Below are 25,037 nucleotides of genomic sequence, written 5' to 3' on the forward strand. Positions count from 1 at the left end.
GGGGATCAGGCGCTGTGCTGCAGCTCCTTTTCCCTCATCTTATCTTTATTTGATAAACCCTTTGTAACTTCTTTGAATCAACTGGCTTTCGATCTGTTTCATGGTATCCAGAGCCACACCTACAACGATAAGCAGTCCGGTACCGCCAATCTGAATGGTACGCGGCAGATCCAGCTGCGTAATGAAAAATACAGGAATGATCGCAACGACTGCCAGAAACAAAGCTCCGACAAACGTCAACCGGTACAGAATTCTACGAATGTAGGTTTCTGTTGTTTTGCCCGGCCGGATACCTGGAATGTATCCTCCCTGCTTTTTCAGATTATCTGCCATCTGTTCCGGATTAACCTGAACAAACGTGTAAAAGTACGTGAAACCGATGATCAAAGCCGCGTAAACAACCATTCCCACCGGCTGTGTATAATCGAAGTTCTGGATAATCCAGCGTGCCACTGCATTATCTTCTCCGACAAACCCGGCCACGGTTGGAGGGAATATAAATAAAGATAGAGCAAAAATCACCGGAATAACGCCGGCTGAGTTAACTTTTAACGGAAGATGGGTTGACTGCCCGCCGGCCTGACTCCGTCCCACCAGCCGTTTCGCATACTGAATCGGGACTTTGCGGAGTGCCTGCTGGACGTAGATAACGCCGACGATAATGGCAAGAATCCCGACAGCCAGAAACAGCACCGTTACAATCCCGGTGAAGAGCTGTTCGGCATCCTGAATCTGTGTTGCGTAGACCTGGTTGATCCCACCGGGAATACCGGCGGCAATACCCGCAAAAATCAGGATGGATATCCCGTTACCGACGCCTTTGGCTGTAATCTGTTCACCCAGCCACATTAAAAAAGTGGTTCCAGCCGTCATCACGATAGCAATAAAAATATATTTTGGAATGCTCGGATTGGGTATCAACCCCTGAAAGATGTTGTTAAATCCTACCGACATTCCAAGACCCTGCAGAAAAGCAAGCACTACGGTGAAATACCGGGTGAACTGCGCCAGCTTTTTACGTCCGGCTTCTCCCTGTTTTCCCCATTCGGTGAATTTCGGCACCACGTCCATCCGCAAAAGCTGGACAACGATCGATGCTGTAATGTAGGGCATAACACCCATGGCGAAAATGGAGAATTGAGACAGCGCACCGCCTCCGAACGTATTCAGAAAACCAAACGCATTGGCTTGGTCTGCAAAGTTTAATACCTCATTGTTAGATCCCGGTACCGGAATAAAACTTCCGATCCGGAAAATGACTAACATGGTGAGCGTGAAAAAGATTTTATTTCTAAGATCACGCACGCGAAAAATATTAGAGATCGCGCGGAACATTAGATCACCTCTGTTTTTCCGCCGGCCGCTTCAATCGCTTTTGCTGCGGAAGCAGAGAACTTGTTCGCTTTAACAGTCAGTTCTTTATCAAGACTGCCGCTGCCAAGAATTTTGATGCCGCTCCGGGCGTTTTTCACAACGCCTTCTTCAAGAAGAAGTTCCGGAGTGACTTCCGTCCCTGCTTCAAAACGGTTCAGTAATTCTACATTCACGATCGCGAACTCTTTGCGGGTCGGATTTGTGAAACCTCGTTTCGGCAGACGCTTGTAAATCGGGTTTTGACCACCCTCAAAGCCTGGACGGACACCGCCGCCGCTGCGGGAATTCTGGCCGTGTTCACCGCGTCCGGATGTGTTGCCTTTGCCGGAAGCGCGGCCGCGTCCCACGCGGATACGGGATTTATTCGGACCATGTGACGGCTTCAACTCATGCAGTTTCATGATGACACCTCCCTATCACTGAAATGTTACGTTACGCGTTCAATTCTTTTACCGTTAATAAATGTGACACTTTATTAATCATTCCGCGGACAGCAGAATTATCTTCTTTCACGACGGAATGATTGACTTTACGCAAACCAAGCGCCTCGACGGTGTCGCGCTGATCCTGCGGTCTTCCGATTAAACTGCGGCTGAGGGTAATTTCCACTTTGTTGGCCATATTCTTTCCCTCCTTATCCTAACAATTCTTCAACGCTTTTACCACGTAGTCTGGCAACTTCTTCTGCTGATTTCAGTTCAGTCAGACCGGTAATTGTAGCGCGTATCATGTTAATTGGGTTATTGGAGCCGAGGGATTTAGAAAGAATATCCTGAACACCTGCAAGTTCAAGCACAGCCCGGACCGGTCCGCCTGCAATAATTCCGGTACCTTCGGATGCAGGCTTCAACAACACATTCCCTGCGCCGAAATGACCGACAATCTGGTGCGGAATCGTTGTTCCGCTTACCGGAACCTGCACAAGATTCTTTTTGCCGTTTTCAACTGCCTTACGGATAGCCTCCGGTACTTCAAGTGCTTTACCCATGCCGAATCCAACGTGTCCATTGCGGTCACCTACAACCACGATAGCTGCAAAACGGAAACGACGTCCGCCTTTTACAACTTTAGCTACACGATTAATCGCTACAACTCTTTCTTCCACATCAAGCTTACTGGCATCAATCTGCATGTATTTCCCTCCCATCATTTTAGAAATGTAGTCCGTTTTCGCGTGCTGCCTCAGCCAGAGCCTGCACACGTCCGTGATAAACAAAACCGCCGCGGTCAAACACTACTGTCTCATATCCTTTTTCCGATGCGCGTTTTGCTACAACTTCACCGATTTTGCGTGCTGCTTCTTTATTACCGCCGTTTTCAATATCCATGCCATTTTCCATCGTCGAAGCCGATGTCAGGGTCTCCCCTTTTACATCATCAATCACTTGCGCGTAGATATGCTTGGAAGAACGGAAAACGTTTAAACGCGGACGCTCGGAAGTTCCTTTAATTTTCTGCCGGATACTTGTATGGCGTTTTTTCCGATTAGCATACTTTTTGGATTTCGTTGTCATGCTGCGTTCCTCCTTTCGTAACGACTGCCGAAAACGTTACTTACCAGTCTTACCTACTTTTTGACGAACATATTCATTTTCGTAGCGGATGCCTTTTCCTTTATAAGGCTCCGGAAGTCTTACGGAACGGATGTTGGAAGCCGTAGCTCCGACACGTTCTTTATCGATTCCACGGACCACTACTTTTGTGTTGGACGGAACTTCAAGTTCAATTCCTTCTTCCGGTGCCACTTCAACCGGATGGGAATAACCTACGTTCAACACGAGTTTCTCGCCGGATTTGCTCGCACGGTAACCGACACCGACAAGCTCCAGGCTCTTTTCAAATCCGTTTTTGACACCTTCCACCATGTTGTTCACAATGCTGCGTGTTGTGCCATGAAGGGAACGGTGCTCTTTGTTGTTACTCGGACGTTCAAATGTGATTTCCTCTTCGCCGATGTTCACTTTAATAGAAGAATGAAGCTCACGGGAAAGCTCGCCTTTCGGTCCTTTCACCGTAATCGTGTTTTCATTCATGGATACTGTAACATCGCTTGGAAGCTCAATAGGTTTTACACCAATACGGGACATTCATTACACCTCCGTTCTGACTCCATTTTCTTTACCATACGTAAGCAAGTACTTCGCCGCCGACCTGCTTCTTTCTGGCTTCTTTATCAGTCATTACACCGTTGGATGTTGAAATGACGGCAATACCCAATCCGCCGAGTACGCGCGGAAGTTCTTCTGCTTTGGCATACACACGCAGTCCCGGTTTACTGATTCGTTTCAGACCGGTGATGACGCGTTCATTGTCCGCACCATATTTCAAAAAGATACGGATGATTCCCTGTTTGTTATCTTCCACAGATTCTACGTCACGCACAAAACCTTCCTGCTTCAGGATGTTGGCAACCTCATTTTTCAAATTCGATGCCGGCAGTTCCAATTTTTCGTGACGGACCGTGTTCGCATTCCGGATGCGGGTCAGCATATCTGCTATTGGATCAGTCATGACCATATCGTTTTACCTCCTTCCCTGTCTCGGGCTTACCAGCTGGCTTTTTTGACGCCTGGGATTTGTCCTTTATAGGCTAACTCACGGAAACAAATCCGGCAGAGTTTAAATTTACGCATAACGGAGTGAGGACGTCCGCAACGCTCGCAACGGGTGTACTCGCGCACTTTGAACTTTTTAGGACGTTGCTGTTTGGCGACCATTGATTTTTTTGCCAAGGTCCAATTCCCTCCTTTACATGTTTCGATTTATTTTTTGAACGGCATGCCCATCTGATCGAGCAGCTCGTAAGCTTCTTCGTCTGTTTCCGCCGACGTTACAATCACAATATCCATTCCGCGGATTTTGTCTACTTTATCGTATTCAATTTCCGGGAAGATCAGCTGTTCTTTAACACCGAGAGTGTAATTGCCGCGGCCGTCAAAGGCTTTGTTCGAAACACCGCGGAAGTCACGCACACGCGGAAGGGAAACGTTAATCAGCTTTTCAAGAAAATCGTACATCCGTTCACCGCGGAGGGTAACTTTCGCACCGATCGGCATACCTTCGCGGACTTTAAAACCGGCGATCGATTTTCTTGCTTTTGTAATAAGCGGCTTCTGACCAGTGAGCAGCGAGAGCTCTTCGACCGCTTTATCAAGGGCTTTCGGGTTCTGGATTGCGTCACCGACACCCATGTTAATTACGATTTTTTCAACTTTAGGTACTCCCATAACGGAAGAATACTCGTATTTGTTGTGCAGATGGGGCACAATATCGTTTTTAAATTTTTCTTTGAGCGCGTTCATTGAAGGGACCTCCTTTCCTCAACGACTTACTTATCAAGGGGTTCGCCGGATTTTTTGGCGATACGGATCTTTTTGCCGTCTTCTATTTTAAATCCGACTCTTGTCGGTTCGTTCGTGCTTGGATCCAGCGGCATGACATTGGAAACATGAATCGATGCTTCCTGATTGGAAATGCCGCCCTGAGGGTTTTCCTGAGAAGGCTTTTCATGCTTCTTCACTACATTCACGCCTTCCACCAGTACGCGGGACCGGCTTGGATACGCCTGTAGAATGACGCCTTCTTTCCCTTTATCTTTTCCTGTGATTACTTTGACTTTATCGCCTGTTTTCACATGGAGTTTCGGTTGACTCATGATCGCACCTCCTTCATTGGGCCATTCTGGTACTTATTAAAGAACTTCCGGAGCGAGAGAAACAATCTTCATATACTGTGAGCTGCGAAGCTCCCGTGCTACAGGACCGAAAATACGGGTTCCGCGCGGGCTTTTGTCATCCCTTACAACCACGGCTGCATTCTCGTCAAAGCGGATATAGGAACCGTCCGGACGGCGCGCACCACTTTTCGAACGTACAATAACAGCACGAACGACCTCGTTTTTCTTGACAACGCCTCCTGGTGTTGCCTGCTTCACAGAACACACAATCATATCGCCGATGTTGGCCGTTTTACGACCAGAGCCGCCGAGTACTTTGATGGTCTTTACTTCGCGGGCACCGGAGTTATCTGCTACTTTCAGCATGGTTTCTTCTTGAATCATAGACGTTTAACCTCCCTTCCTCTACAAAAGATCGTTTAGATAATAACCGCTTCTTCTACAACTTCTACAAGACGGAAGCGTTTATCTTTAGAAAGCGGGCGGGTTTCCATGATTTTAACAATATCGCCCTGTTTCGCTGTATTATTTTCATCATGTGCCTTGAATTTCTTTGAATCTTTGACACGCTTGCCGTAAAGGGAATCTTTTTTATACGTTTCAACATACACCGAGATCGTTTTATCCATTTTGTCGGATACAACACGGCCGGTGTAGACTTTCCGCTGGTTACGTTCAGCCATTTTATGCTAAACCTCCCCTCTTGTTTTATACTTTGTTCAGACCGAGTTCACGTTCGCGCAGCACCGTTTTGGCGCGGGCGATATCCTTGCGGACATTGCGAATGCGGGCAGGATTGTCAAGTTGACCGGTTGCCAGCTGAAATCGGAGGTTAAAGAGCTCCTCTTTAAGGCTTTTGGTCTGTTCTTCTATTTCAGTTGAGGTCAAGTCTCTGAGTTCATTAGCTTTCATTTGCCTCACCACCCACTTCTTCACGTTTTACAAACTTGGTTTTCACCGGAAGTTTGTGAGACGCAAGTCTAAGTGCTTCCCGGGCAACTTCTTCGGAAACACCTGCGATTTCAAACATAATTTTTCCTGGTTTCACAACGGCCACCCAGCCTTCAGGAGAACCTTTACCGGAACCCATCCGTACTTCAAGCGGCTTCTGAGTGTAAGGCTTATCCGGAAAGATCTTGATCCAGACTTTACCTCCACGCTTCATATAACGGGTCATCGCGATACGGGCTGCTTCAATCTGGCGGTTGGAAATCCATGTCGGTTCCAGGGCCTGAAGGCCGTACTCACCAAAAGAAACTTCTGTTCCGCCTTTTGCGCGGCCTTTTGTTTTCCCACGGTGTTCACGACGGAACTTCACGCGTTTTGGCATTAACATAAATTACTCTCCTCCTTCCTCGTTGTTCGAACCTTTCGATGGAAGGACTTCTCCACGATATATCCAGATCTTCACACCAAGCTTACCGTATGTGGTATCAGCTTCGGCTGTGCCGTAATCGATGTCGGCACGCAGTGTGTGGAGTGGAACAGTACCTTCATTATAACTTTCATTGCGGGCGATATCTGCACCGCCCAGACGACCGGATACTTCGGTTCTGATACCTTGTGCACCGGCACGCAGTGTCCGTTGGATCGACTGTTTCATGGCGCGGCGGAAAGATACACGGTTTTCAAGCTGGCGGGCAATGTTGTCAGCAACCAGTCTTGCATCAAGATCCGGGCTTTTTACTTCGGCGATATTGATATGAACTCTTTTTCCTGTGATATCGTTCAGTGATTTACGGAGTACTTCCACTTCGGAACCGCCTTTACCAATGACCATTCCCGGTTTTGCCGTATGGATGGTGATATTTACGCGGTTGGCTGCCCGTTCAATTTCCACGGTGGAAACAGCAGCATCCTGCAGACGGTTCTCAATATATTCACGGATTTTAATATCTTCGTGCAGTAATGACGCATAATTATTTTCAGCGAACCATTTGGAATCCCAGTCCCGGATAACTCCGATTCTAAGTCCTACTGGATTTACTTTTTGACCCACTCATTATCCCTCCTTCTTTTCTGATACCACAACAGTAATGTGGCTGGTGCGTTTATTGATTCGGGTTGCGCGTCCCATAGCGCGGGGACGGAAACGTTTCAGTGTCATACCTTCGTCTACGAATATTTCACTGACATACAAATCTTCCGGTTCCATCTCATAATTGTGTTCCGCGTTTGCCACAGCAGAATTCAGAACCTTTTCGACAATTGGTGAAGCAGCTTTTGGTGTGTTTTTTAAAATACCGACAGCTTCGCCGATGTCTTTGCCCCGGATGAGGTCAACGACTAACCGTGCTTTGCGGGGGGCAATGCGGATTTGTTTCGCGACTGCTTTAGCTTGCATTTTCAGAACCTCCCCTCTTCTTACCGTCTCGTTTTCTTATCATCGTTTTTGTGGCCTTTAAACGTTCTTGTCGGGGCAAATTCCCCAAGTTTATGGCCTACCATATCTTCGGAAACAAATACAGGTACGTGTTTTCTGCCGTCATAGACAGCAAAAGTGTGTCCTACGAATTGCGGAAATACCGTGGAACGGCGGGACCACGTTTTAATTACCTGCTTATCGTTTTTTTCATTCAAGTTTTCAACCTTTTTCATCAGATGATCATCGACAAAAGGTCCCTTTTTTAAACTGCGACCCATAAGGAAACCTCCTTTCGCGGTTGGTCAGCGGTTAGCCTGAACCGCTGAGGATTTTTATTTCTTCTTCTTCCTGCGTCTGCGGACAATATATTTGTTGGAGTCCTTGTTCCTCTTACGTGTCTTATATCCAACAGCAGGCGTACCCCAAGGCGATACCTGTGTCGTCCGTCCGATTGGTGCGCGGCCTTCCCCGCCGCCGTGCGGGTGATCCGCAGGGTTCATCGCAGAACCACGTACAACCGGGCGTTTGTTGAGCCAGCGGCTTCTTCCTGCTTTTCCGATAACAACGAGTTCATGCTCCAGGTTTCCTACCTGCCCAACTGTGGCACGGCAGGTTGCCAGGATAAGGCGTGTTTCGCCCGAACGAAGACGGACAAGCACATACTTTCCTTCTTTACCAAGAATCTGTGCTTCAGCACCGGCCGAACGTACGAGCTGCGCTCCGCGGCCTGGTTTCAACTCAATATTGTGGATGATAGTACCCACCGGGATATCGGAAAGCTGGAGCGCATTCCCTGTCTTGATGTCCGCTTCCGGTCCGGAGACAATTTCTTGTCCAACGCGGAGACCTTTCGGAGCAAGGATATAACGCTTTTCGCCGTCCTTATAATGAATCAGAGCGATGTTGGCCGAACGGTTTGGATCGTATTCGATCGTAGCTACACGGCCCGGTACACCGTCTTTATCTCGTTTGAAGTCAATAAGCCGGTACTGGCGCTTGTGACCGCCGCCCTGGTGACGGACCGTGATACGTCCATGGTTGTTCCGGCCGCCTTTACGGTGCTTTGGTTCAAGCAGTGTCCGTTCCGGCTGATCTGTCGTTACTTCTGATTTTTTATTGATAGACATAAAACGCTGCCCATTCGTGATGGGTTTCGTTCTTTTAATAGCCATGCTTCTTTCCCTCCTTCACTGTCGGTTTAAGCACCTTCGAAAAATTCGATTTCTTCGCTGTCCGGTGTCAGTGTTACGACTGCTTTTTTACGGCTTGGTTTGTAGCCGGTATAACGGCCGAAACGACGGAATTTACCTTTATAGTTCATCGTGTTGACTTTGGCTACTTTCACGTCAAAGATTTCTTCTACTGCTTTAAGAATCTGCGTTTTGTTGGCCTTTACGTCAACCTCAAACGTATATTTCTTTTCTTCCATTAAATCAGCAGACCGTTCGGTAATAACGGGGCGCTTGATCACATCGCGTGCTTCCATTATGCGAGCACCTCCTCTACCTTCTCTACTGCTCCCTGCGTGATAATCAGTTTGTCGTGCTTAAGCAGTTCAAGCACGTTCACGCTGTCAACAGCAGCAAAGGTGACTCCTTCAATATTACGCGCAGACAATGCTACCTGCTCATTGTAATCAGCGGTTACGACAAGTGCTGTCTCTTCTACAGAAAGACTTGAAAGAATCTTGATCATGTCTTTCGTTTTTGGAGCTTCCAGTTGAAGATCATCCACGACAACAACTTCGCCGTCCTTTACTTTGCTGGAATATGCGGATCTTATCGCAAGTCTGCGGACCTTCTTCGGCAGCTTGTATCCATATTGTCTCGGAGTCGGACCAAATACAATTCCGCCTTTTACCCACAGCGGGGAACGGATCGAACCATGACGTGCACGCCCTGTGCCTTTCTGCCGCCACGGCTTGCTTCCGCCTCCTTTTCTTTCAGAACGATTTTTTGCTTTATGAGTGCCCTGACGCTGGGAAGCCTGCTGCATCACGACAGCATCATGAAGCACATCTACATTCGGTTCAATACCAAAAACGGCATCGGAGAGTTCGATGTCCCCTACCTTCGAGCCGTTCTGGTTCATCAGATCTACTTTCGGCATGATGGAGCCTCCTTTCTATCAAACATTACTTCGCTGCTTTCACAGCGGACTGTACAGTTACAAAGCTTTTTCTCGGGCCTGGAACATTCCCTTTAATTAAAAGAAGATTGCGGTCGGTATCCACTTTGACGATTTCAAGGTTCTGTACCGTTACCGTGTTACCTCCCATACGTCCAGGGAGTTTTGTTCCTTTCAGCACATGATAATGTCCCATAGCTCCCATGGAACCTGGACGACGATGGAAACGGGAACCGTGTGTCATTGGTCCGCGTGCCTGGTTATGGCGTTTAATGGCACCCTGGAAGCCTTTCCCTTTCGATGTTCCTGTTACATCCACAATGTCGCCTGCCTCAAACGTATCTACTTTGACTTCCTGACCAACTTCGTAATCTCCTTCAGCATTGCGGAGCTCACGAGTGTAGCGCTTGGGAGCAGCACCGGCCTTTTCGGCATGGCCTTTTTCCGGCTTGTTTGCTCTGGAGTCTTTTTTGTCATAAGCACCCAGTTGAACAGCCTCGTAACCATCCGATTCCGTTGTTTTCGTCTGAAGAACAACGTTTGGTTCTGCTTCGATTACGGTAACCGGAAGCAGTTCGCCCTGCTCATTAAACAACTGGGTCATTCCAATTTTTTTACCCAAGATTCCTTTGGTCATTCGTCACACCTCCTAAATATTGATTGTTATTTTCTATAATTTTATTTCGATATCGACACCTGACGCCAGATCCAGACGCATCAGCGCGTCGACCGTCTGCGGTGTCGGATTGACAATATCAATCAAACGCTTGTGCGTACGCATTTCGAACTGTTCGCGTGCATCTTTAAACTTATGTGTTGCACGAAGGATCGTGTACACCGATTTTTCCGTCGGAAGCGGGATTGGTCCGGAGACACCCGCGCCGGAACGTTTAGCTGTGTCGACAATCTTTTCTGCAGATTGGTCCAGCACCCGGTGGTCATAAGCTTTCAATCGAATGCGAATCTTTTCATTTGCCATGTTAAGCCCTCCTTTTTCGCCCGATTTTTACAGACATACTCCGTGAAAATTTCCCACACTCCCACCCATGGCAAAGGGGCCGGGTGTGTCGGCAACCTTCCACATCATCGCCTGGATCACAGATGCGCCCTGCCGCCGGGAGGTTAACCCTCCTTGTTCAGCAGAAACCACATTCTGTGGTCACACTTTATCTATTATAATGATTGTTGATACTGAATGCAAGGAGTTTTTAAAAGAATTTCGATGTTCCTGTATATTTTCATTTAGGTACTGGATCTCAAAAAACATCGAAATGATATGTTTTCCTGAATATCAATAAAAAGGAGCCGTACCAAATCGTACGGCTCCTTTTCTTATCCGGTTTACTTTTCAATCGTGGAAACGACACCGGCACCAACGGTACGGCCGCCTTCGCGGATGGAGAACTTCGTACCTTCTTCGATGGCAATCGGCTGAATCAAGTCAACTGTCATTTCTACGTTGTCACCAGGCATAACCATTTCTACGCCTTCCGGCAGTTCAATAATACCGGTTACGTCCGTTGTACGGAAGTAGAACTGCGGGCGGTAGTTCTGGAAGAACGGTGTATGACGTCCGCCTTCTTCTTTGGAAAGTACATAAACTTCCGCCTGGAATTTAGTGTGCGGAGTAATGGAGTTCGGCTTCGCAAGCACCTGGCCGCGCTTGATGTCTTCACGGTTTACACCGCGGAGAAGCGCGCCGATGTTGTCACCTGCTTCTGCATAGTCAAGAAGCTTGCGGAACATTTCCACTCCGGTAACTGTAGTCTTGCGCTTATCTTCATCGATACCGATGATTTCTACTTCGTCGCCGACGTTGAGCATTCCGCGTTCTACACGGCCGGTCGCAACGGTACCGCGGCCGGTGATGGAGAATACGTCCTCTACCGGCATCATGAACGGCTTATCTTTGTCACGGTCCGGTGTCGGAATGTAGTCGTCGACAGCCTGCATGAGGTCAAGGATAGCCTGCTCATGCTCTTCCTGTCCTTCAATCGCCTGAAGAGCCGATCCTTTGATTACAGGTGTTTCATCACCGTCAAAGTCGTACTCAGAAAGAAGATCACGGACTTCCATTTCAACGAGTTCCAGAAGTTCTTCATCGTCTACCATGTCTGTCTTGTTCAGAAATACAACGATGGATGGAACCCCTACCTGACGGGAAAGCAGGATATGTTCACGAGTTTGCGGCATAGGGCCGTCAGCAGCGGACACAACAAGAATGGCTCCGTCCATCTGTGCTGCACCGGTAATCATGTTCTTCACGTAGTCTGCGTGTCCAGGGCAGTCCACGTGTGCATAGTGGCGTGTGTCTGTTTCATACTCCACGTGTGCAGTAGAGATTGTGATTCCACGTTCACGCTCTTCCGGAGCGCCGTCGATGGAGTCATATGCCATCGCTTCACCTGTGCCGGACTGCTTGTGGAGTACGGTGGTGATAGCTGCTGTAAGTGTTGTTTTACCATGGTCTACGTGTCCGATAGTACCAATGTTCGCGTGCGTTTTGGAACGATCAAACTTTTCTTTAGCCATTGTGAGTTTCCTCCCTTTAATACAGGTTAATTATATAGAAGCCGGAAAGGTGTATCACCTCTCGGGAATCACCTTCCTCAGCTTACAATAAAACAAATGTAGAGACAATCATTTACACGAAATTATTCACCGCTGTTCTTCTTGATGATTTCTTCAGCAATGGACTTCGGCACTTCTTCATAGTGGTCGAAGAACATCGTGTAGTTACCCCGGCCCTGCGTGATGGAACGCAGGTTTGTGGCATAGCCGAACATTTCAGATAATGGAACAAATGCCTTGATTGCCTGGGATTTACCGCGTGCTTCCATGCCTTCGACACGTCCGCGCCGGGCAGTGATATCTCCCATAACATCTCCCATGTAATCTTCCGGCATAATCACTTCCACTTTCATCAGTGGTTCAAGAAGAACCGGCTTACAATGGTTTTTCGCTTCTTTCAGGGCCATAGAGCCGGCCACTTTAAAGGCCATTTCGTTGGAGTCTACATCATGGTAGGACCCGTCAAAAAGCGTGGCTTTAACATCGACCATCGGATATCCGGCAAGAAGACCATTATCCAGCGCTTCTTCAATGCCCTGCTGAACAGAGGATACATATTCTTTCGGAACCACACCGCCGACAATCTTGTTCACAAATTCAAACCCGGCGCCTTCTTCGTTCGGTTCGAATGTGACCCAGACGTGGCCGTACTGTCCGCGTCCACCGGACTGGCGTACGAATTTGCCTTCCGCGTTGGCGGATTCACGAATCGTTTCACGGTAGGAAACCTGCGGTGCACCAACGGTGGCATCCACTTTAAATTCACGCTTCAGACGGTCTATGATGATGTCGAGGTGCAGTTCTCCCATTCCTTTAATAATGGTTTGGCCTGTCTCTTCATCTGTCTCTGTCTGGAACGTCGGATCCTCTTCAGCAAGTTTCGCAAGGGCAATACCCATTTTGTCGTGGTCGGCCTTTGATTTAGGTTCCACAGACAAGTTGATAACCGGTGCCGGAAAGTCCATGGATTCCAGAATAACCCTGTCTTTCTCATCACATAGAGTATCCCCGGTACCTGTATCTTTTAATCCGATACCGCCGGCGATATCACCGGAATACACGGTTGAAATTTCTTCACGGGAATTGGCGTGCATCTGAAGGATACGACCGACACGTTCCCGTTTATCTTTCGTTGAGTTCCGGACATAGGAACCTGCATTCAGCTTCCCGGAATACACACGGAAGAATGTAAGCTTCCCGACATAAGGGTCTGTTGCGACTTTAAATGCAAGCGCGGAAAACGGCCCTTCGTCGTCTGCTTCTCTTTCGACTTCTTCTTCGCTGTCCGGAAGGATACCTTTGATCGGCGGTACATCGAGCGGGGACGGAAGATAATCAATGACAGCATCGATCATCAGCTGAACACCTTTGTTTTTAAAAGCGGAACCGCATAGAACAGGATAGAACTCAACATTCAGTGTTCCTTTGCGGACAGCTGATTTAATTTCCTCTGTGCTGATTTCTTCGCCTTCGAGATATTTCATCATCATGTCTTCATCAAATTCAGCAACAGCTTCTACAAGAGATTCGCGGTATTTTTCCGCCTGCTCCCGGTATTCCTGCGGAATCTCACGAGCTTCCGCGCGTGTACCAAGATCATCCATGTAGTAGTATGCTTCCATGTTGATCAAGTCGATGATGCCTTCAAAATTGTCTTCCGCACCAATCGGCAGCTGAATCGGGTGGGCATTCGCGTCAAGACGGTCATTCAGTGTAGAGCAGGAATATAGAAAGTCCGCCCCCACCTTATCCATCTTATTTACGAAGACAATCCGCGGAACATGGTAGGTAGTAGCCTGACGCCATACCGTTTCCGTCTGCGGCTCCACTCCGGACTGTGCGTCCAGAACTGCAACAGAACCGTCCAGCACACGAAGGGAACGTTCCACCTCTACAGTAAAATCGACGTGGCCCGGCGTATCAATAATGTTAATTCTATGACCCTTCCACTGTGCTGTCGTTGCAGCAGAAGTGATCGTGATTCCGCGTTCCTGTTCCTGGGACATCCAGTCCATTTGGGAAGCACCTTCGTGTGTCTCCCCGATTTTATGGATACGTCCCGTATAATACAGAACACGTTCTGTAGCAGTGGTTTTACCGGCATCAATGTGAGCCATGATCCCGATATTACGAGTTTTTTCTAAGGAGAATTCTCGTGCCATGAACTTTCAATTTCTCCTTTCTTCCATAACTAATTAATTAGTAGGGTGTTTGGTACGATACGATTACCAGCGGTAATGAGCGAATGCCTTATTCGCTTCTGCCATACGGTGCGTATCCTCACGCTTTTTCACAGCGGAGCCCGTATTATTGGAAGCGTCCAGAATTTCATTGGCCAGACGCTCTTCCATCGATTTCTCCCCGCGGAGACGGGCATAGCTGACAATCCAGCGGAGTCCGAGTGTCGTGCGGCGGTCCGGTTTTACTTCGATCGGTACCTGGTAGTTCGCTCCGCCGACACGGCGTGCTTTAACTTCCAGAACCGGCATAACATTCTTCAATGCCTGGTCGAATACTTCCATCGGATCATTACCCGATCTTTCCTCAACAAGATTAAAAGCTTTGTAAAGAATGTTCTGGGCCTTCCCTTTCTTGCCGTCCAGCATAATACGGTTGATCAGTCTGGTTACCAGCTTGGAATTGTAAAGCGGATCCGGCAGGACATCTCTGCGTGGTACTGGTCCTTTACGCGGCATGAGTCAACTCCTCCTTTCGTTCTTTTTTAATTTCCTTATTTTTTGGCACGCTTCGTACCATACTTTGAACGGCTCTGCTTACGGTTTTGTACCCCGGCGGTATCAAGTGCGCCGCGGACAATGTGGTAACGCACACCCGGCAGGTCCTTAACACGGCCGCCGCGGATCAGCACAACACTGTGTTCCTGAAGGTTGTGGCCGATTCCAGGGATATAGGCCGTGACTTCAATCTGGTTGGTAAGACGCACACGAGCATATTTACGCAGTGCCGAGTTCGGCTTCTTCGGCGTCATCGTTCCGACACGGGTGCAGACTCCACGCTTCTGCGGGGAATTCTGATCGGTCGGGATTTTTCTGTAACTGTTATACCCTTTATTCAGTGCGGGGGAGTCAGATCCTTTGGTCTTCACCTGACGTCCTTTCCGTACCAATTGGTTAATTGTCGGCATCGTTCTGCCTCCCTTCTATACTGATGTTTTTAAGACCACCGTTCCAGGTGGTTCATTGTAAAGCAAAAGTAAAGTTTTTGCCGGCAGGATAGTGCCTGCCAGCAAAAACATCATTGCTTTTTCAGTGCAACCGCAGCCGCTCCGACATCAATGCCGCAGACTTTGCCCAGCCTGCGCATGGAATCCACCGTGTGCACAGGAACTCCTTTTGATTCGGCTGTCAGGAGGACCTTACTGATAACCCTGTTTTCAGCATCCCCTGCTACGATTACTTCTTTGACGAAGTTTGCTTCCAGCGCTTTGAGCGTTTGCTTCGTTCCAATTAAAACCTCATCCGCCTGTGAAACTTTTTCATAAGACATTCTGCATCCTCCAAAGCACAGGGTGTTAGGCGCACTTTGACAGCATATCACCGCTCCAGGAAGATGTCAACACTATTTTAATTCTGCGGAACCGTCTCTTCATCCGTTTCCACAATTTCGGCTTCCTGTTCCGATGGTTTATCCATTTCCAGTGAGCGGTAACGCTGCATACCGGTGCCCGCCGGAACAAGCTTGCCGATGATGACATTTTCTTTTAGGCCGAGCAGTTCGTCGCGTTTTCCTTTGATGGCAGCATCTGTGAGCACCCGGGTTGTTTCCTGGAAGGAAGCAGCCGAAAGGAATGAATCCGTCTCGAGCGATGCTTTCGTGATTCCGAGAATAATCGGGTGGCCGACTGCCGGACGTCCGCTGTTTTCGAGTACTTTCTCGTTGGCATTGTCAAAGTGGTGGATTTCCACCATGGATCCCGGAAGCACTTCTGTATCACCGGGATCAGCGACTCTGATCTTCTGAAGCATCTGACTGACCATAACTTCAATGTGCTTGTCGCTGATTTCAACCCCCTGCATGGCGTAAACTTTCTGTACCTCTTTCAGGAGATAGCGCTGCACTTCCTGCACGCCGGTGTAACGGAGCAGTTCTTTAGGATCAATAGAACCTTCCGTCAACGCTTCACCAGGTTTTACCGTATCTCCGGTGTCCACTCTCATACGGGCTCCGTAGGCAGTAGTGTAGCTTCTTGTTTCCAGGCTGCCCTGTACGGTTATTTCTTTTTTGCCCTGTTGCTCTTTAATATCCACTACTTCCCCTTCAAGCTCGGAAATAACCGCCTGCCCTTTCGGATTCCGGGCTTCCACGAGCTCCTGGATACGCGGCAGACCCTGCGTGATGTCATCTCCTGCTACGCCGCCGGTATGGAATGTACGCATTGTAAGCTGGGTACCCGGTTCGCCGATGGACTGTGCGGCAATAATGCCGACAGCTTCTCCGACTTCGACGTCGGAACCGGTGGCAAGGTTTTTGCCGTAGCATTTCTTGCAGACGCCGTGGCGGGTGTCGCAGGTGAAGACAGAACGGATCGTTGCTTTTTGCACACCCGCTTCTTCAATTTCTCTTGCTTTCTCTTCATTCATTAACTGACCTTTTTTAACCAGCACCTCATTGGTTTCAGGATGGCGGATGGTCTTGAACGCCATGCGCCCTGTCAGACGGTCCTGAAGCTTTTCAATGACTTCTGTACCTTCGGTCAAGGCCGTTACTTCGAGGCCGCGGTCCGTACCGCAGTCATCTTCACGAACAATGACATCCTGTGCCACATCCACCAGGCGGCGGGTAAGGTAACCGGAGTCCGCTGTCTTAAGCGCCGTATCTGCCAGTCCTTTCCGGGCCCCGTGGGTGGAAATAAAGTATTCAAGCACCGTCAAGCCTTCACGGAAACTTGATTTGATTGGAAGTTCAATGATTCTTCCGGACGGGTTCGCCATCAGACCGCGCATGCCGGCCAGCTGTGTGAAATTGGACGCGTTACCGCGGGCTCCGGAATCACTCATCATAAAGATCGGGTTCAGTGTGTACAGGGAATTCAGCAGTTTTTCCTGGATGGTATCCTTGGCGTCACTCCATACCGAAATGACTTTGTTATAACGTTCTTCGTCGGTAATCAGACCGCGCCGGAACTGCTTCATGACCTGCTCAACCTTACCCTCGGCATCGTCAAGAATGTCCTGTTTGTCTTCCAGTACCACGATGTCTGAAATACCTACAGTAATACCGGCTTTCGTTGAGTAGTAAAAACCGAGGTCTTTCATGCGGTCCAGCATCTTGGATGTTTCGATGATCTGGAACTTTTTGAACACTTCCGCAATGACATCTCCAAGGAAGCCTTTTTTAAACGGCGATACAAGCTCCCGCTGTTTATATTCTTCAGCGACATTCGTTGTTTTATCAACAATATACTGTTCCGGCACTGCCACTTCCAGGTTGGTTCCTGTCGGCTCGTTAACATACGGGAAGGAAGTCGGCAGAATTTCATTAAAGATAATTTTACCAACCGTCGTCAGAAGCAGTTTGTCGTTCTGCTCTTCGGTAAAGTTGGGCTTGCCAAGACTCGATACCGGCAGCGCTATTCTCGTGTGAAGATGGATATAGCCGCTGTGGTAAGCCTGCAGCGCTTCATTCGGATCTTTGAATACAGATCCTTCCCCGGTAGCCGCTTCGCGTTCCAGAGTGAGGTAATAGTTACCCAGTACCATGTCCTGGGACGGCGTAACAACCGGCTTTCCGTCCTTCGGATTCAAGATGTTCTGGGCGGCCAGCATCAGGATCCGTGCCTCTGCCTGTGCTTCAGCGGAAAGCGGAACGTGAACCGCCATCTGGTCCCCGTCAAAGTCCGCGTTATATGCTGTACACACAAGCGGGTGAAGTTTGACCGCGCGGCCTTCCACCAGGGTCGGCTCAAAGGCCTGAATGCCGAGACGGTGGAGGGTTGGTGCCCGGTTCAAGAGTACCGGATGCTCTTTAATTACTTCTTCCAGCACATCCCACACTTCATCGTGGACTCTCTCCACTTTCCGTTTTGCACTCTTGATGTTATGAGCAAGACCCCGGCTTACAAGTTCTTTCATAACAAATGGTTTAAACAGCTCGAGCGCCATTTCTTTCGGCAGTCCGCACTGATACATTTTCAGGCTCGGACCTACGACAATAACGGAACGGCCGGAATAATCAACACGTTTGCCGAGCAGGTTCTGGCGGAAACGCCCCTGTTTTCCTTTCAGCATGTGGGAAAGGGACTTCAACGGACGGTTCCCCGGACCTGTTACCGGACGTCCGCGGCGGCCGTTGTCTATCAGCGCATCAACGGCTTCCTGCAACATCCGTTTTTCGTTCTGCACAATAATATTCGGAGCTCCAAGGTCAAGCAGCCGCTTCAACCGGTTATTACGGTTGATCACGCGGCGGTACAGATCGTTCAGGTCGGAAGTAGCGAATCTGCCTCCGTCCAGCTGCACCATCGGACGGATTTCCGGCGGGATAATCGGCAGTACATCGAGGATCATCCAAGCCGGGTCGTTCCCGGAATGACGGAAGGATTCCAGTACTTCAAGCCTTTTGATAGCCCGCGTGCGGCGCTGGCCCTGAGCAGTCTCCAACTCATCTTTCAACATTTTAACTTCTTTATCAAGGTCGATGTCCTGCAGGATTTTACGGATGGCTTCGGCACCCATTTTAGCAGTGAAGCTCCGACCGTATTTATCGTAATAGGAACGGTATTCCCGTTCAGACAGCAGCTGCTTATATTCCAGCGGTGTGTCGCCGGAATCGGTCACAACATAAGAAGCAAAATAGATAACTTCTTCCAGTGAACGCGGAGACATATCGAGTACAAGACCCATACGGCTCGGGATGCCTTTGAAATACCAGATATGGGAAACCGGCGCCGCCAGTTCAATATGACCCATCCGTTCCCTTCTTACTTTGGAGCGGGTAACTTCTACGCCGCAGCGGTCACATACAACACCCTTATAACGGACACGCTTATATTTTCCGCAGTGGCATTCCCAGTCTTTGGTCGGCCCGAAAATTCTTTCGCAGAACAGGCCGTCTTTTTCCGGTTTCAGCGTACGGTAGTTAATCGTTTCCGGCTTTTTCACTTCTCCGCGGGACCAGGAACGCATCTTATCCGAGGATGCGAGACCGACTTTCATATATTCAAAATTATTCACATCTATCAAGGGGTCAACCTCCCTTTCAAAACTTTGGGATAGCGGTAGGCAGCAGGGGCGGGAGAAGCGGTCCGTTCAGAGCGCTTCTCCAGTGTTTCTCCGGAATCTGCCTCAGGCGTTTTCGCTGGATTCCAGTTTTAGATTCAGCGTGCCGCTGGACTCTTCCTCATCATCCAGTTCTTTCATTTCAATTTCTTCTTCCGTACTGGACAGCATTTTCACGTCCATCCCGAGACTCTGCAGTTCTTTAATCAAGACTTTGAACGATTCGGGTACGCCGGGTTCCGGTACGTTTTCCCCTTTGACGATGGCCTCGTACGTTTTTACACGGCCGACAACATCATCCGATTTGACCGTGAGAATTTCCTGCAGCGTGTAGGCAGCTCCGTACGCTTCCAGGGCCCAGACTTCCATTTCACCAAAACGCTGTCCGCCGAACTGTGCTTTCCCGCCGAGCGGCTGCTGGGTGACGAGGGAATAAGGACCGGTGGAACGGGCGTGAAGTTTATCATCAACCATGTGTGCCAGCTTGATCATGTACATCACGCCGACAGAAACACGGTTGTCAAAAGGTTCCCCGGTGCGTCCGTCATAAAGCACTGTCTTACCGTCCCGGGCAATGCCGGCTTCCTGGATTGTCTCCCACACATCTTCTTCCCTTGCTCCGTCAAAAACAGGAGTTGCCATGTGCAGGTTCAATTCGCGGGCTGCCATTCCAAGGTGAAGTTCCAGCACCTGGCCGATGTTCATACGGGACGGTACCCCGAGCGGGTTCAACATAATTTCAATTGGTGTTCCGTCTGGAAGGAACGGCATATCCTCTTCCGGCAGGATTCTTGAAATAACACCCTTGTTTCCGTGGCGCCCCGCCATTTTGTCGCCTTCATGAATTTTACGCTTCTGCACAAGGTAGACCCGGACGAGCTGATTTACACCCGGAGGCAGTTCATCCCCGTCGTCGCGGTTGAATATCTTCACATCAAGAACGATACCATCCGCGCCGTGAGGCACTCTCAAGGATGTGTCACGGACTTCACGTGCTTTTTCTCCAAAGATGGCGTGCAGCAGGCGTTCTTCGGCGCTTAATTCCGTCATTCCTTTCGGAGTGACCTTTCCGACCAGAATGTCGCCGTCTTTCACTTCTGCGCCAACTCGGATAATGCCGCGGTCATCGAGATCCCTCAAAGCATCTTCACTGACATTTGGAATGTCTCTTGTGATTTCTTCCGGACCGAGCTTTGTATCGCGCGCTTCGGATTCGTACTCTTCAATGTGGACGGACGTATAAACGTCGTCTTTCACAAGACGCTCACTCAGAATAACCGCATCCTCATAGTTATAGCCTTCCCATGTCATAAAACCGACGAGAATATTACGCCCAAGCGCCATTTCCCCGTTTTCCATAGAAGGTCCGTCACCAAGAACTTCACCTTTTTCCACCCGGTCGCCTTCTTTGGCAATCGGGCGCTGGTTGTAGCTGGTTCCCTGGTTGGAACGGATGTGTTTGGACATTTTATATTTATCGAGGTCGGTTTCCACTTCTTTGCCGTCCACCTCTTCAATGCGGCGCACCCAGATCTCGCGGGCTGTCACGCGTTCCACAATTCCTTTGGTCCGTGCAACAACCGCAGCTCCGGAGTCTCTAGCTGAAACGTATTCCATGCCGGTTCCGACAAGCGGTGCTTCCGGCTCAAGCAGCGGTACAGCCTGACGCTGCATGTTCGCGCCCATCAGTGCACGGTTGGAGTCGTCATTTTCAAGGAACGGAATGCAGGCTGTTGCTGCAGAAACGACCTGTTTCGGGGAAACGTCCATATAATCGATTTTTTCTTTCGGAACGTGTGTGTTCTCCCCGCGGAAACGGGCAATAATATTGTCGTCGGCAAATTTCCCGTCTTCGGTAAGGGTCGCGTTTGCCTGTGCAACAACGTAGTTATCTTCTTCATCTGCCGTCAGATAGTCACATTCTTCCGTTACAACACCCGTCTCGTGATCCACTCTCCTGTATGCCGTCTCAATAAATCCAAATTCATTGACTTTGGCGTAGCTGGACAGAGAGTTGATAAGACCAATGTTCGGCCCCTCCGGTGTTTCGATCGGACACATACGGCCGTAGTGGGAGTAATGGACGTCACGGACTTCAAATCCTGCCCTCTCCCTGGTTAAACCACCCGGGCCGAGTGCAGAAAGACGCCGTTTATGGGTCAACTCCGCAAGCGGGTTCGTCTGGTCCATAAACTGCGAAAGCTGGGAGCTTCCGAAGAATTCCTTGATCGAAGCAATAACCGGACGAATATTGATCAGCGCCTGTGGTGTGATGGAACTCGGATCCTGAATGGACATCCGTTCCCGCACCACTCTTTCCATACGGGAAAGGCCGATTCTGAACTGATTCTGCAGCAGTTCCCCGACGGAACGGAGACGGCGGTTTCCGAGGTGGTCAATATCGTCGGTCAACCCGACTCCATGAAGCAGGTTGAAAAAGTAGTTGATGGTGGCAACCATATCTTCCGGCGTAATATTCTTTACATCACGGTCGATATTGCCGTTGCTGATGACCTGGATCGCTTTATCTTCCTCCTGTTCTTCCGGAGGGTAAATTTTGATGGACTGCACATCCAGATCTGCTTCTTCAATAACGCCGCCGGCCACCGAATACCGTTTAAATCCGAGATTGTTCTCCAGATACGGCATCAGGCGGTCAAGCGTACGCCGGTCCAGCAAATCACCGTCAGAAGCCAGAATTTCACCGGTTTCCGGATCAGCCAGCGTCTCTGCAAGACGTTGATTAAAAAGCCGGTTTTTGATGTGAAGCTTCTTGTTCGCTTTATAACGGCCGACATTCGCGAAGTCATAGCGCTTAGGATCGAAGAATCTTGTGTTCAGCAGGCTTTTTGCGCTGTCAACAGTCGGGGGCTCACCGGGGCGCAGACGCTCGTAAATCTCGAGCAGTGCCTTTTCACTGCCTTCCGTATTGTCTTTTTCGAGGGTGTTGCGAAGATACTCATCTTCCCCAAGCAGGTCAATGATCTCTTGATCAGATCCGAATCCAAGTGCGCGGAGCAGCACAGTTACAGGAATTTTTCTGGTGCGGTCGATTCTGACGTGCACAACATCCTTGGCGTCGGTTTCCAGCTCCAGCCACGCTCCACGGTTCGGAATAACGGTGGCAGTATGTCCTTTTTTCCCGTTCTTGTCCACTTTCTCATTAAAATACACACTCGGGGAACGAACCAGCTGGGATACGATGACACGTTCGGCACCATTGATGATAAACGTACCTATATCCGTCATCAGCGGGAAATCACCCATAAATACTTCCTGTTCCTTCACTTCGCCGGTCTCTTTGTTCATTAAACGAACTTTGACGCGCAAAGGCGCAGAAAAGGTTACGTCACGTTCCTTCGATTCGTCCATGGAATACTTTGGTTCACCAAGGTTGTAGTCGATAAACTCCAGAACCAGATTCCCTGTAAAATCTTCGATTGGGGAAATATCCTGAAACATCTCCCGGATACCCTCATCAAGAAACCATTGATACGACGCGGTCTGGATTTCAATAAGATTCGGAAGATCCAGCACCTCGTTAATACGGGCATACGTTCTTCTCTGGCGGTGGCGTCCAAACTGAATAAGTTGACCTGTCAACTAAGTCACCCCTTAAATATCACATAATGTCAACCTGTTTTTACAGGCTAAAAATAACCCCGTGGCGGCGCTATACTTATAGAAACACAAAAGTCCTGAAATACCGAGGGGCACAGGATTTTCATGTTATCATTTCTTTCAGTGGCTGACCTTTTCCCACAAAGAAAAAAATGGTTTCTTCTTCACGAAAGAACCACTATTTCCCATCTGTCAGACTGATTATACTATTTTTCCCTACCCTTGTTTTATTTATACATGGTACAATAAGTAAACATAAATACAAAGATGTCTGCGCACAAATAAACAAGGACACTTATATGCATTAAATAATGTTAACACAACACCGATACATGGTCAATTCTTTTTTGCACAGAAAATATAATACCCTTTTTGTTTTGTTACAACATCGACGCGCGGAAACATCGACATCAATTTTTCTTTTGCTGACGGAGCTCCCTGCTTTTTCTGAACGACCGTCCAGAATGAACCGCCGGAAGCCAGATGGTCATATGCTTTTTCAAACAGTTTGTGCACAGTCTGCTTTCCTGCTCGTATCGGCGGATTCGTTACAATCGACGAAAAGTTTGTTTTTTCAACCGATGAAAAAAGATCGCTCTTCAACACAATGATGTTGTGCAGTCTTTCTGCTTCCGCGTTTCGTTCCGCAAGCCCCAGCGCCCTCTCATTCACATCCGCCATCCATACAGTGCGCGTTGTTTCACGCGCAAGACAGATACCAACCGCGCCGTATCCACACCCCATATCGAGAATATCTCCATCCTGTTCCGGCCAGGTAAATGCGTCAACGAGCAGCCGAGTGCCAAAATCCACCTCATTTCTGGCAAACACACCGTGGTCACTGATAAACGACATGTTGCGTCCCCGCATCACCGCATTTATCGTTTTTTCTTCACTATGCAACCCGGGATTATTCTTAAAATAGTGGTTTGTCATTCCCTGCTCACGTCCTTTTTATGTCCTGCTATCTTCATAAACAGCCGTTCCGCCCCTCAAAACAAAACAGTGTAATAAAAAGAGCTTCCTCTATGAAAAAGAGAAAGCTCTCTGCAGACATATTCTGCCGCTTACTTCAGTTCTACTGTTGCACCTGCTTCTTCAAGCTGACCTTTAAGGTCTTCTGCTTCTTCTTTGTCTACATTTTCTTTCAGTGTTTCCGGAGTGCCGTCAGCAAGTGCCTTTGCTTCTTTCAGGCCGAGACCAGTGATCTCACGGATAATCTTGATCACATTGATCTTCGAGGAACCTGCATCTTCGAGTACGACGGTGAATTCAGTCTGTTCTTCCTCTGCTTCACCAGCGTCGCCTCCGCCGCCGACAGCAACCGGAGCAGCTGCGGTTACACCGAATTCTTCTTCAATAGCTTTTACAAGATCGTTCAGTTCAAGAACGGACATTTCTTTGATTTCTTCAATGATTTGTTCTTTACTCATTGTAGATCCTCCTTTAATAAATATCTTTTATCCGGCACGTGAAACCGTGCCTGTTTTTCGTTTATGCGCCTTCTTCTTCTTTTTGATCGGCAACGGCCTTGGAAGCAAGCGCAAAGTTGCGGATCGGAGCCTGCAGCACGTTAAGCAGCATAGAAACAAGTCCTTCGTGGGAAGGGAGGCTTGCAAGTTCTTTGATCTCTTCGAGGGAAGCCACACGGCCTTGAATAACCCCGGTTTTAATCTCAAGTGCTTCGTGCTCTTTAGCAAAATTATTGATGATTTTGGCAGGAGCTACGACATCTTCTGTGCTGGTTGCAACAGCGGTCGGACCCAGCAGAAACTCATCGAGTTCCGTCAGATTCGTTTTTTCGGTAGCACGGCGGACCATGGTGTTTTTATAAACCTTAAAGTCCACTCCCGCTTCACGCAGCTGTTTACGCAGTTCCGTAGCTTCTTCAACATTCAGGCCGCGGTAATCAACAATAACAGTGGAAACACTGTTCTCCAGTTTATCAGCGATCTCCTGAACAACCTGCTGTTTCTGTTCAATGACTGCACTCATCCTTTACACCTCCTGCTCTCATTGTGCACCGACCACAGACAAAACCATATAAAAAGCCTCCATGTCCACA

The 25,037-nt window shown here is 48.8% G+C and carries 32 protein-coding genes and 1 other annotated feature (1 of these 33 only partly in view); all 32 genes read right to left on the reverse strand.

Annotation, left to right across the window (positions count from 1 at the left end):
- Positions 1-45: 45 nt before the first annotated feature.
- Positions 46-1,335 (reverse strand): preprotein translocase subunit SecY, encoded by a 1,290-nt coding sequence (gene secY / locus ACW9JV_RS18715; RefSeq protein WP_457337308.1) that lies wholly within the window; start codon positions 1,333-1,335, stop codon positions 46-48.
- Positions 1,335-1,775: a 50S ribosomal protein L15 gene (rplO, locus tag ACW9JV_RS18720; RefSeq protein WP_457337310.1), complete on the reverse strand. Its 441-nt coding sequence runs from the start codon at positions 1,773-1,775 to the stop codon at positions 1,335-1,337. Before rplO ends, secY begins: the two co-directional genes overlap by 1 nt.
- A gap of 31 nt (positions 1,776-1,806) precedes the next feature.
- Complete coding sequence (rpmD, locus tag ACW9JV_RS18725; RefSeq protein ID WP_457337312.1) at positions 1,807-1,995, reverse strand: 50S ribosomal protein L30; 189 nt, start codon at positions 1,993-1,995, stop codon at positions 1,807-1,809.
- Positions 1,996-2,008: 13 nt separating this feature from the next.
- Positions 2,009-2,506, reverse strand: coding sequence for a 30S ribosomal protein S5 (gene rpsE, locus ACW9JV_RS18730; RefSeq protein ID WP_457337314.1), 498 nt, complete (start codon positions 2,504-2,506; stop codon positions 2,009-2,011).
- Between the two features lie 19 nt (positions 2,507-2,525).
- Entirely contained in the window at positions 2,526-2,888 is a 363-nt protein-coding gene (gene rplR / locus ACW9JV_RS18735) for a 50S ribosomal protein L18 (protein WP_457337316.1), read from the reverse strand.
- A 36-nt stretch (positions 2,889-2,924) separates the two neighbouring features.
- Entirely contained in the window at positions 2,925-3,461 is a 537-nt protein-coding gene (gene rplF / locus ACW9JV_RS18740; RefSeq protein WP_457337318.1) for a 50S ribosomal protein L6, read from the reverse strand.
- A 31-nt stretch (positions 3,462-3,492) separates the two neighbouring features.
- Positions 3,493-3,891 carry a 30S ribosomal protein S8 gene (rpsH, locus tag ACW9JV_RS18745; RefSeq protein ID WP_457337320.1) on the reverse strand — a complete coding sequence of 133 codons (399 nt, stop codon included), beginning with the start codon at positions 3,889-3,891 and terminating at the stop codon, positions 3,493-3,495.
- Between the two features lie 29 nt (positions 3,892-3,920).
- The gene (locus ACW9JV_RS18750; protein WP_457337322.1) at positions 3,921-4,106 is read right to left on the reverse strand and encodes a type Z 30S ribosomal protein S14; all 186 of its coding nucleotides are present in this window, start codon (positions 4,104-4,106) and stop codon (positions 3,921-3,923) included.
- Between the two features lie 30 nt (positions 4,107-4,136).
- Positions 4,137-4,676 (reverse strand): 50S ribosomal protein L5, encoded by a 540-nt coding sequence (rplE, locus tag ACW9JV_RS18755; protein ID WP_457337324.1) that lies wholly within the window; start codon positions 4,674-4,676, stop codon positions 4,137-4,139.
- Positions 4,677-4,702: 26 nt separating this feature from the next.
- The gene (rplX, locus tag ACW9JV_RS18760; protein WP_457337326.1) at positions 4,703-5,029 is read right to left on the reverse strand and encodes a 50S ribosomal protein L24; all 327 of its coding nucleotides are present in this window, start codon (positions 5,027-5,029) and stop codon (positions 4,703-4,705) included.
- Positions 5,030-5,065: 36 nt separating this feature from the next.
- Positions 5,066-5,434 (reverse strand): 50S ribosomal protein L14, encoded by a 369-nt coding sequence (gene rplN, locus ACW9JV_RS18765; RefSeq protein WP_457337328.1) that lies wholly within the window; start codon positions 5,432-5,434, stop codon positions 5,066-5,068.
- A 35-nt stretch (positions 5,435-5,469) separates the two neighbouring features.
- On the reverse strand, positions 5,470-5,733 hold the full coding sequence (gene rpsQ, locus ACW9JV_RS18770) for a 30S ribosomal protein S17 (RefSeq protein WP_457337330.1): 264 nt from the start codon (positions 5,731-5,733) through the stop codon (positions 5,470-5,472).
- A 25-nt stretch (positions 5,734-5,758) separates the two neighbouring features.
- Complete coding sequence (gene rpmC, locus ACW9JV_RS18775; RefSeq protein ID WP_457337332.1) at positions 5,759-5,962, reverse strand: 50S ribosomal protein L29; 204 nt, start codon at positions 5,960-5,962, stop codon at positions 5,759-5,761.
- Entirely contained in the window at positions 5,952-6,386 is a 435-nt protein-coding gene (rplP, locus tag ACW9JV_RS18780; protein ID WP_457337334.1) for a 50S ribosomal protein L16, read from the reverse strand. Before rplP ends, rpmC begins: the two co-directional genes overlap by 11 nt.
- Positions 6,387-6,389: 3 nt before the next feature.
- A complete protein-coding gene (rpsC, locus tag ACW9JV_RS18785; protein WP_457337336.1) occupies positions 6,390-7,049 on the reverse strand; it encodes a 30S ribosomal protein S3 in 660 nt (219 codons plus the stop codon).
- Between the two features lie 3 nt (positions 7,050-7,052).
- Complete coding sequence (gene rplV / locus ACW9JV_RS18790; RefSeq protein WP_457337338.1) at positions 7,053-7,394, reverse strand: 50S ribosomal protein L22; 342 nt, start codon at positions 7,392-7,394, stop codon at positions 7,053-7,055.
- 20 nt (positions 7,395-7,414) lie between these two features.
- Positions 7,415-7,693 (reverse strand): 30S ribosomal protein S19, encoded by a 279-nt coding sequence (gene rpsS / locus ACW9JV_RS18795; protein ID WP_457337340.1) that lies wholly within the window; start codon positions 7,691-7,693, stop codon positions 7,415-7,417.
- A gap of 54 nt (positions 7,694-7,747) precedes the next feature.
- Positions 7,748-8,587 (reverse strand): 50S ribosomal protein L2, encoded by an 840-nt coding sequence (gene rplB, locus ACW9JV_RS18800; RefSeq protein ID WP_457337341.1) that lies wholly within the window; start codon positions 8,585-8,587, stop codon positions 7,748-7,750.
- A 26-nt stretch (positions 8,588-8,613) separates the two neighbouring features.
- Positions 8,614-8,901 carry a 50S ribosomal protein L23 gene (rplW, locus tag ACW9JV_RS18805; protein ID WP_457337342.1) on the reverse strand — a complete coding sequence of 96 codons (288 nt, stop codon included), beginning with the start codon at positions 8,899-8,901 and terminating at the stop codon, positions 8,614-8,616.
- Positions 8,901-9,524, reverse strand: coding sequence for a 50S ribosomal protein L4 (gene rplD, locus ACW9JV_RS18810; RefSeq protein WP_457337344.1), 624 nt, complete (start codon positions 9,522-9,524; stop codon positions 8,901-8,903). The genes rplW and rplD overlap by 1 nt, the downstream gene beginning before the upstream one ends.
- Positions 9,525-9,549: 25 nt before the next feature.
- Positions 9,550-10,179, reverse strand: coding sequence for a 50S ribosomal protein L3 (gene rplC / locus ACW9JV_RS18815; protein WP_457337346.1), 630 nt, complete (start codon positions 10,177-10,179; stop codon positions 9,550-9,552).
- A gap of 33 nt (positions 10,180-10,212) precedes the next feature.
- Positions 10,213-10,521, reverse strand: a complete 309-nt coding sequence (gene rpsJ / locus ACW9JV_RS18820; protein WP_380714626.1) for a 30S ribosomal protein S10 — start codon at positions 10,519-10,521, stop codon at positions 10,213-10,215.
- A 362-nt stretch (positions 10,522-10,883) separates the two neighbouring features.
- Positions 10,884-12,074: an elongation factor Tu gene (gene tuf / locus ACW9JV_RS18825; protein WP_457337348.1), complete on the reverse strand. Its 1,191-nt coding sequence runs from the start codon at positions 12,072-12,074 to the stop codon at positions 10,884-10,886.
- Between the two features lie 122 nt (positions 12,075-12,196).
- Positions 12,197-14,275, reverse strand: a complete 2,079-nt coding sequence (gene fusA, locus ACW9JV_RS18830; protein WP_457337350.1) for an elongation factor G — start codon at positions 14,273-14,275, stop codon at positions 12,197-12,199.
- Between the two features lie 63 nt (positions 14,276-14,338).
- On the reverse strand, positions 14,339-14,809 hold the full coding sequence (gene rpsG / locus ACW9JV_RS18835) for a 30S ribosomal protein S7 (RefSeq protein WP_457337352.1): 471 nt from the start codon (positions 14,807-14,809) through the stop codon (positions 14,339-14,341).
- A 35-nt stretch (positions 14,810-14,844) separates the two neighbouring features.
- A complete protein-coding gene (rpsL, locus tag ACW9JV_RS18840; protein WP_457337354.1) occupies positions 14,845-15,258 on the reverse strand; it encodes a 30S ribosomal protein S12 in 414 nt (137 codons plus the stop codon).
- Positions 15,259-15,368: 110 nt separating this feature from the next.
- Positions 15,369-15,620: a 50S ribosomal protein L7ae-like protein gene (locus tag ACW9JV_RS18845; protein ID WP_457337356.1), complete on the reverse strand. Its 252-nt coding sequence runs from the start codon at positions 15,618-15,620 to the stop codon at positions 15,369-15,371.
- A gap of 77 nt (positions 15,621-15,697) precedes the next feature.
- A complete protein-coding gene (rpoC, locus tag ACW9JV_RS18850; protein WP_457337358.1) occupies positions 15,698-19,315 on the reverse strand; it encodes a DNA-directed RNA polymerase subunit beta' in 3,618 nt (1,205 codons plus the stop codon).
- Positions 19,316-19,417: 102 nt separating this feature from the next.
- Positions 19,418-22,954, reverse strand: coding sequence for a DNA-directed RNA polymerase subunit beta (rpoB, locus tag ACW9JV_RS18855; protein WP_457337360.1), 3,537 nt, complete (start codon positions 22,952-22,954; stop codon positions 19,418-19,420).
- Positions 22,955-23,308: 354 nt separating this feature from the next.
- Positions 23,309-23,908 carry a class I SAM-dependent methyltransferase gene (locus ACW9JV_RS18860; protein ID WP_457337362.1) on the reverse strand — a complete coding sequence of 200 codons (600 nt, stop codon included), beginning with the start codon at positions 23,906-23,908 and terminating at the stop codon, positions 23,309-23,311.
- A gap of 131 nt (positions 23,909-24,039) precedes the next feature.
- Entirely contained in the window at positions 24,040-24,405 is a 366-nt protein-coding gene (rplL, locus tag ACW9JV_RS18865; RefSeq protein ID WP_457337364.1) for a 50S ribosomal protein L7/L12, read from the reverse strand.
- Between the two features lie 61 nt (positions 24,406-24,466).
- Complete coding sequence (rplJ, locus tag ACW9JV_RS18870) at positions 24,467-24,967, reverse strand: 50S ribosomal protein L10 (protein ID WP_457337366.1); 501 nt, start codon at positions 24,965-24,967, stop codon at positions 24,467-24,469.
- Positions 24,968-25,007: 40 nt separating this feature from the next.
- Positions 25,008-25,037 (reverse strand) — a sequence feature (ribosomal protein L10 leader region) (it continues 124 nt past the right edge of the window).

It is taken from the genome of Salibacterium sp. K-3 (genome assembly GCF_054052005.1).

Bases quoted from the DNA above. Each gene is read 5' to 3' on its own strand.
- rplL (WP_457337364.1), bottom strand. From the start codon at position 24,405: ATGAGTAAAGAACAAATCATTGAAGAAATCAAAGAAATGTCCGTTCTT.
- rpsL (WP_457337354.1), bottom strand. From the start codon at position 15,258: ATGCCGACAATTAACCAATTGGTACGGAAAGGACGTCAGGTGAAGACC.
- rplJ (WP_457337366.1), bottom strand. From the start codon at position 24,967: ATGAGTGCAGTCATTGAACAGAAACAGCAGGTTGTTCAGGAGATCGCT.
- tuf (WP_457337348.1), bottom strand. From the start codon at position 12,074: ATGGCTAAAGAAAAGTTTGATCGTTCCAAAACGCACGCGAACATTGGT.
- rpsH (WP_457337320.1), bottom strand. From the start codon at position 3,891: ATGGTCATGACTGATCCAATAGCAGATATGCTGACCCGCATCCGGAAT.
- rplC (WP_457337346.1), bottom strand. From the start codon at position 10,179: ATGACCAAAGGAATCTTGGGTAAAAAAATTGGAATGACCCAGTTGTTT.
- rpsE (WP_457337314.1), bottom strand. From the start codon at position 2,506: ATGCAGATTGATGCCAGTAAGCTTGATGTGGAAGAAAGAGTTGTAGCG.
- ACW9JV_RS18860 (WP_457337362.1), bottom strand. From the start codon at position 23,908: ATGACAAACCACTATTTTAAGAATAATCCCGGGTTGCATAGTGAAGAA.
- rpsJ (WP_380714626.1), bottom strand. From the start codon at position 10,521: ATGGCAAATGAAAAGATTCGCATTCGATTGAAAGCTTATGACCACCGG.
- rplB (WP_457337341.1), bottom strand. From the start codon at position 8,587: ATGGCTATTAAAAGAACGAAACCCATCACGAATGGGCAGCGTTTTATG.
- rplE (WP_457337324.1), bottom strand. From the start codon at position 4,676: ATGAACGCGCTCAAAGAAAAATTTAAAAACGATATTGTGCCCCATCTG.
- rplN (WP_457337328.1), bottom strand. From the start codon at position 5,434: ATGATTCAAGAAGAAACCATGCTGAAAGTAGCAGATAACTCCGGTGCC.
- rplW (WP_457337342.1), bottom strand. From the start codon at position 8,901: ATGGAAGCACGCGATGTGATCAAGCGCCCCGTTATTACCGAACGGTCT.
- ACW9JV_RS18845 (WP_457337356.1), bottom strand. From the start codon at position 15,620: ATGTCTTATGAAAAAGTTTCACAGGCGGATGAGGTTTTAATTGGAACG.
- rplR (WP_457337316.1), bottom strand. From the start codon at position 2,888: ATGACAACGAAATCCAAAAAGTATGCTAATCGGAAAAAACGCCATACA.
- rpmC (WP_457337332.1), bottom strand. From the start codon at position 5,962: ATGAAAGCTAATGAACTCAGAGACTTGACCTCAACTGAAATAGAAGAA.
- rplX (WP_457337326.1), bottom strand. From the start codon at position 5,029: ATGAGTCAACCGAAACTCCATGTGAAAACAGGCGATAAAGTCAAAGTA.
- rpsG (WP_457337352.1), bottom strand. From the start codon at position 14,809: ATGCCGCGTAAAGGACCAGTACCACGCAGAGATGTCCTGCCGGATCCG.
- rplP (WP_457337334.1), bottom strand. From the start codon at position 6,386: ATGTTAATGCCAAAACGCGTGAAGTTCCGTCGTGAACACCGTGGGAAA.
- rpsS (WP_457337340.1), bottom strand. From the start codon at position 7,693: ATGGGTCGCAGTTTAAAAAAGGGACCTTTTGTCGATGATCATCTGATG.
- rplF (WP_457337318.1), bottom strand. From the start codon at position 3,461: ATGTCCCGTATTGGTGTAAAACCTATTGAGCTTCCAAGCGATGTTACA.
- secY (WP_457337308.1), bottom strand. From the start codon at position 1,335: ATGTTCCGCGCGATCTCTAATATTTTTCGCGTGCGTGATCTTAGAAAT.
- rpsQ (WP_457337330.1), bottom strand. From the start codon at position 5,733: ATGGCTGAACGTAACCAGCGGAAAGTCTACACCGGCCGTGTTGTATCC.
- fusA (WP_457337350.1), bottom strand. From the start codon at position 14,275: ATGGCACGAGAATTCTCCTTAGAAAAAACTCGTAATATCGGGATCATG.
- rplO (WP_457337310.1), bottom strand. From the start codon at position 1,775: ATGAAACTGCATGAGTTGAAGCCGTCACATGGTCCGAATAAATCCCGT.
- rplD (WP_457337344.1), bottom strand. From the start codon at position 9,524: ATGCCGAAAGTAGATCTGATGAACCAGAACGGCTCGAAGGTAGGGGAC.
- rplV (WP_457337338.1), bottom strand. From the start codon at position 7,394: ATGCAAGCTAAAGCAGTCGCGAAACAAATCCGCATTGCCCCCCGCAAA.
- rpmD (WP_457337312.1), bottom strand. From the start codon at position 1,995: ATGGCCAACAAAGTGGAAATTACCCTCAGCCGCAGTTTAATCGGAAGA.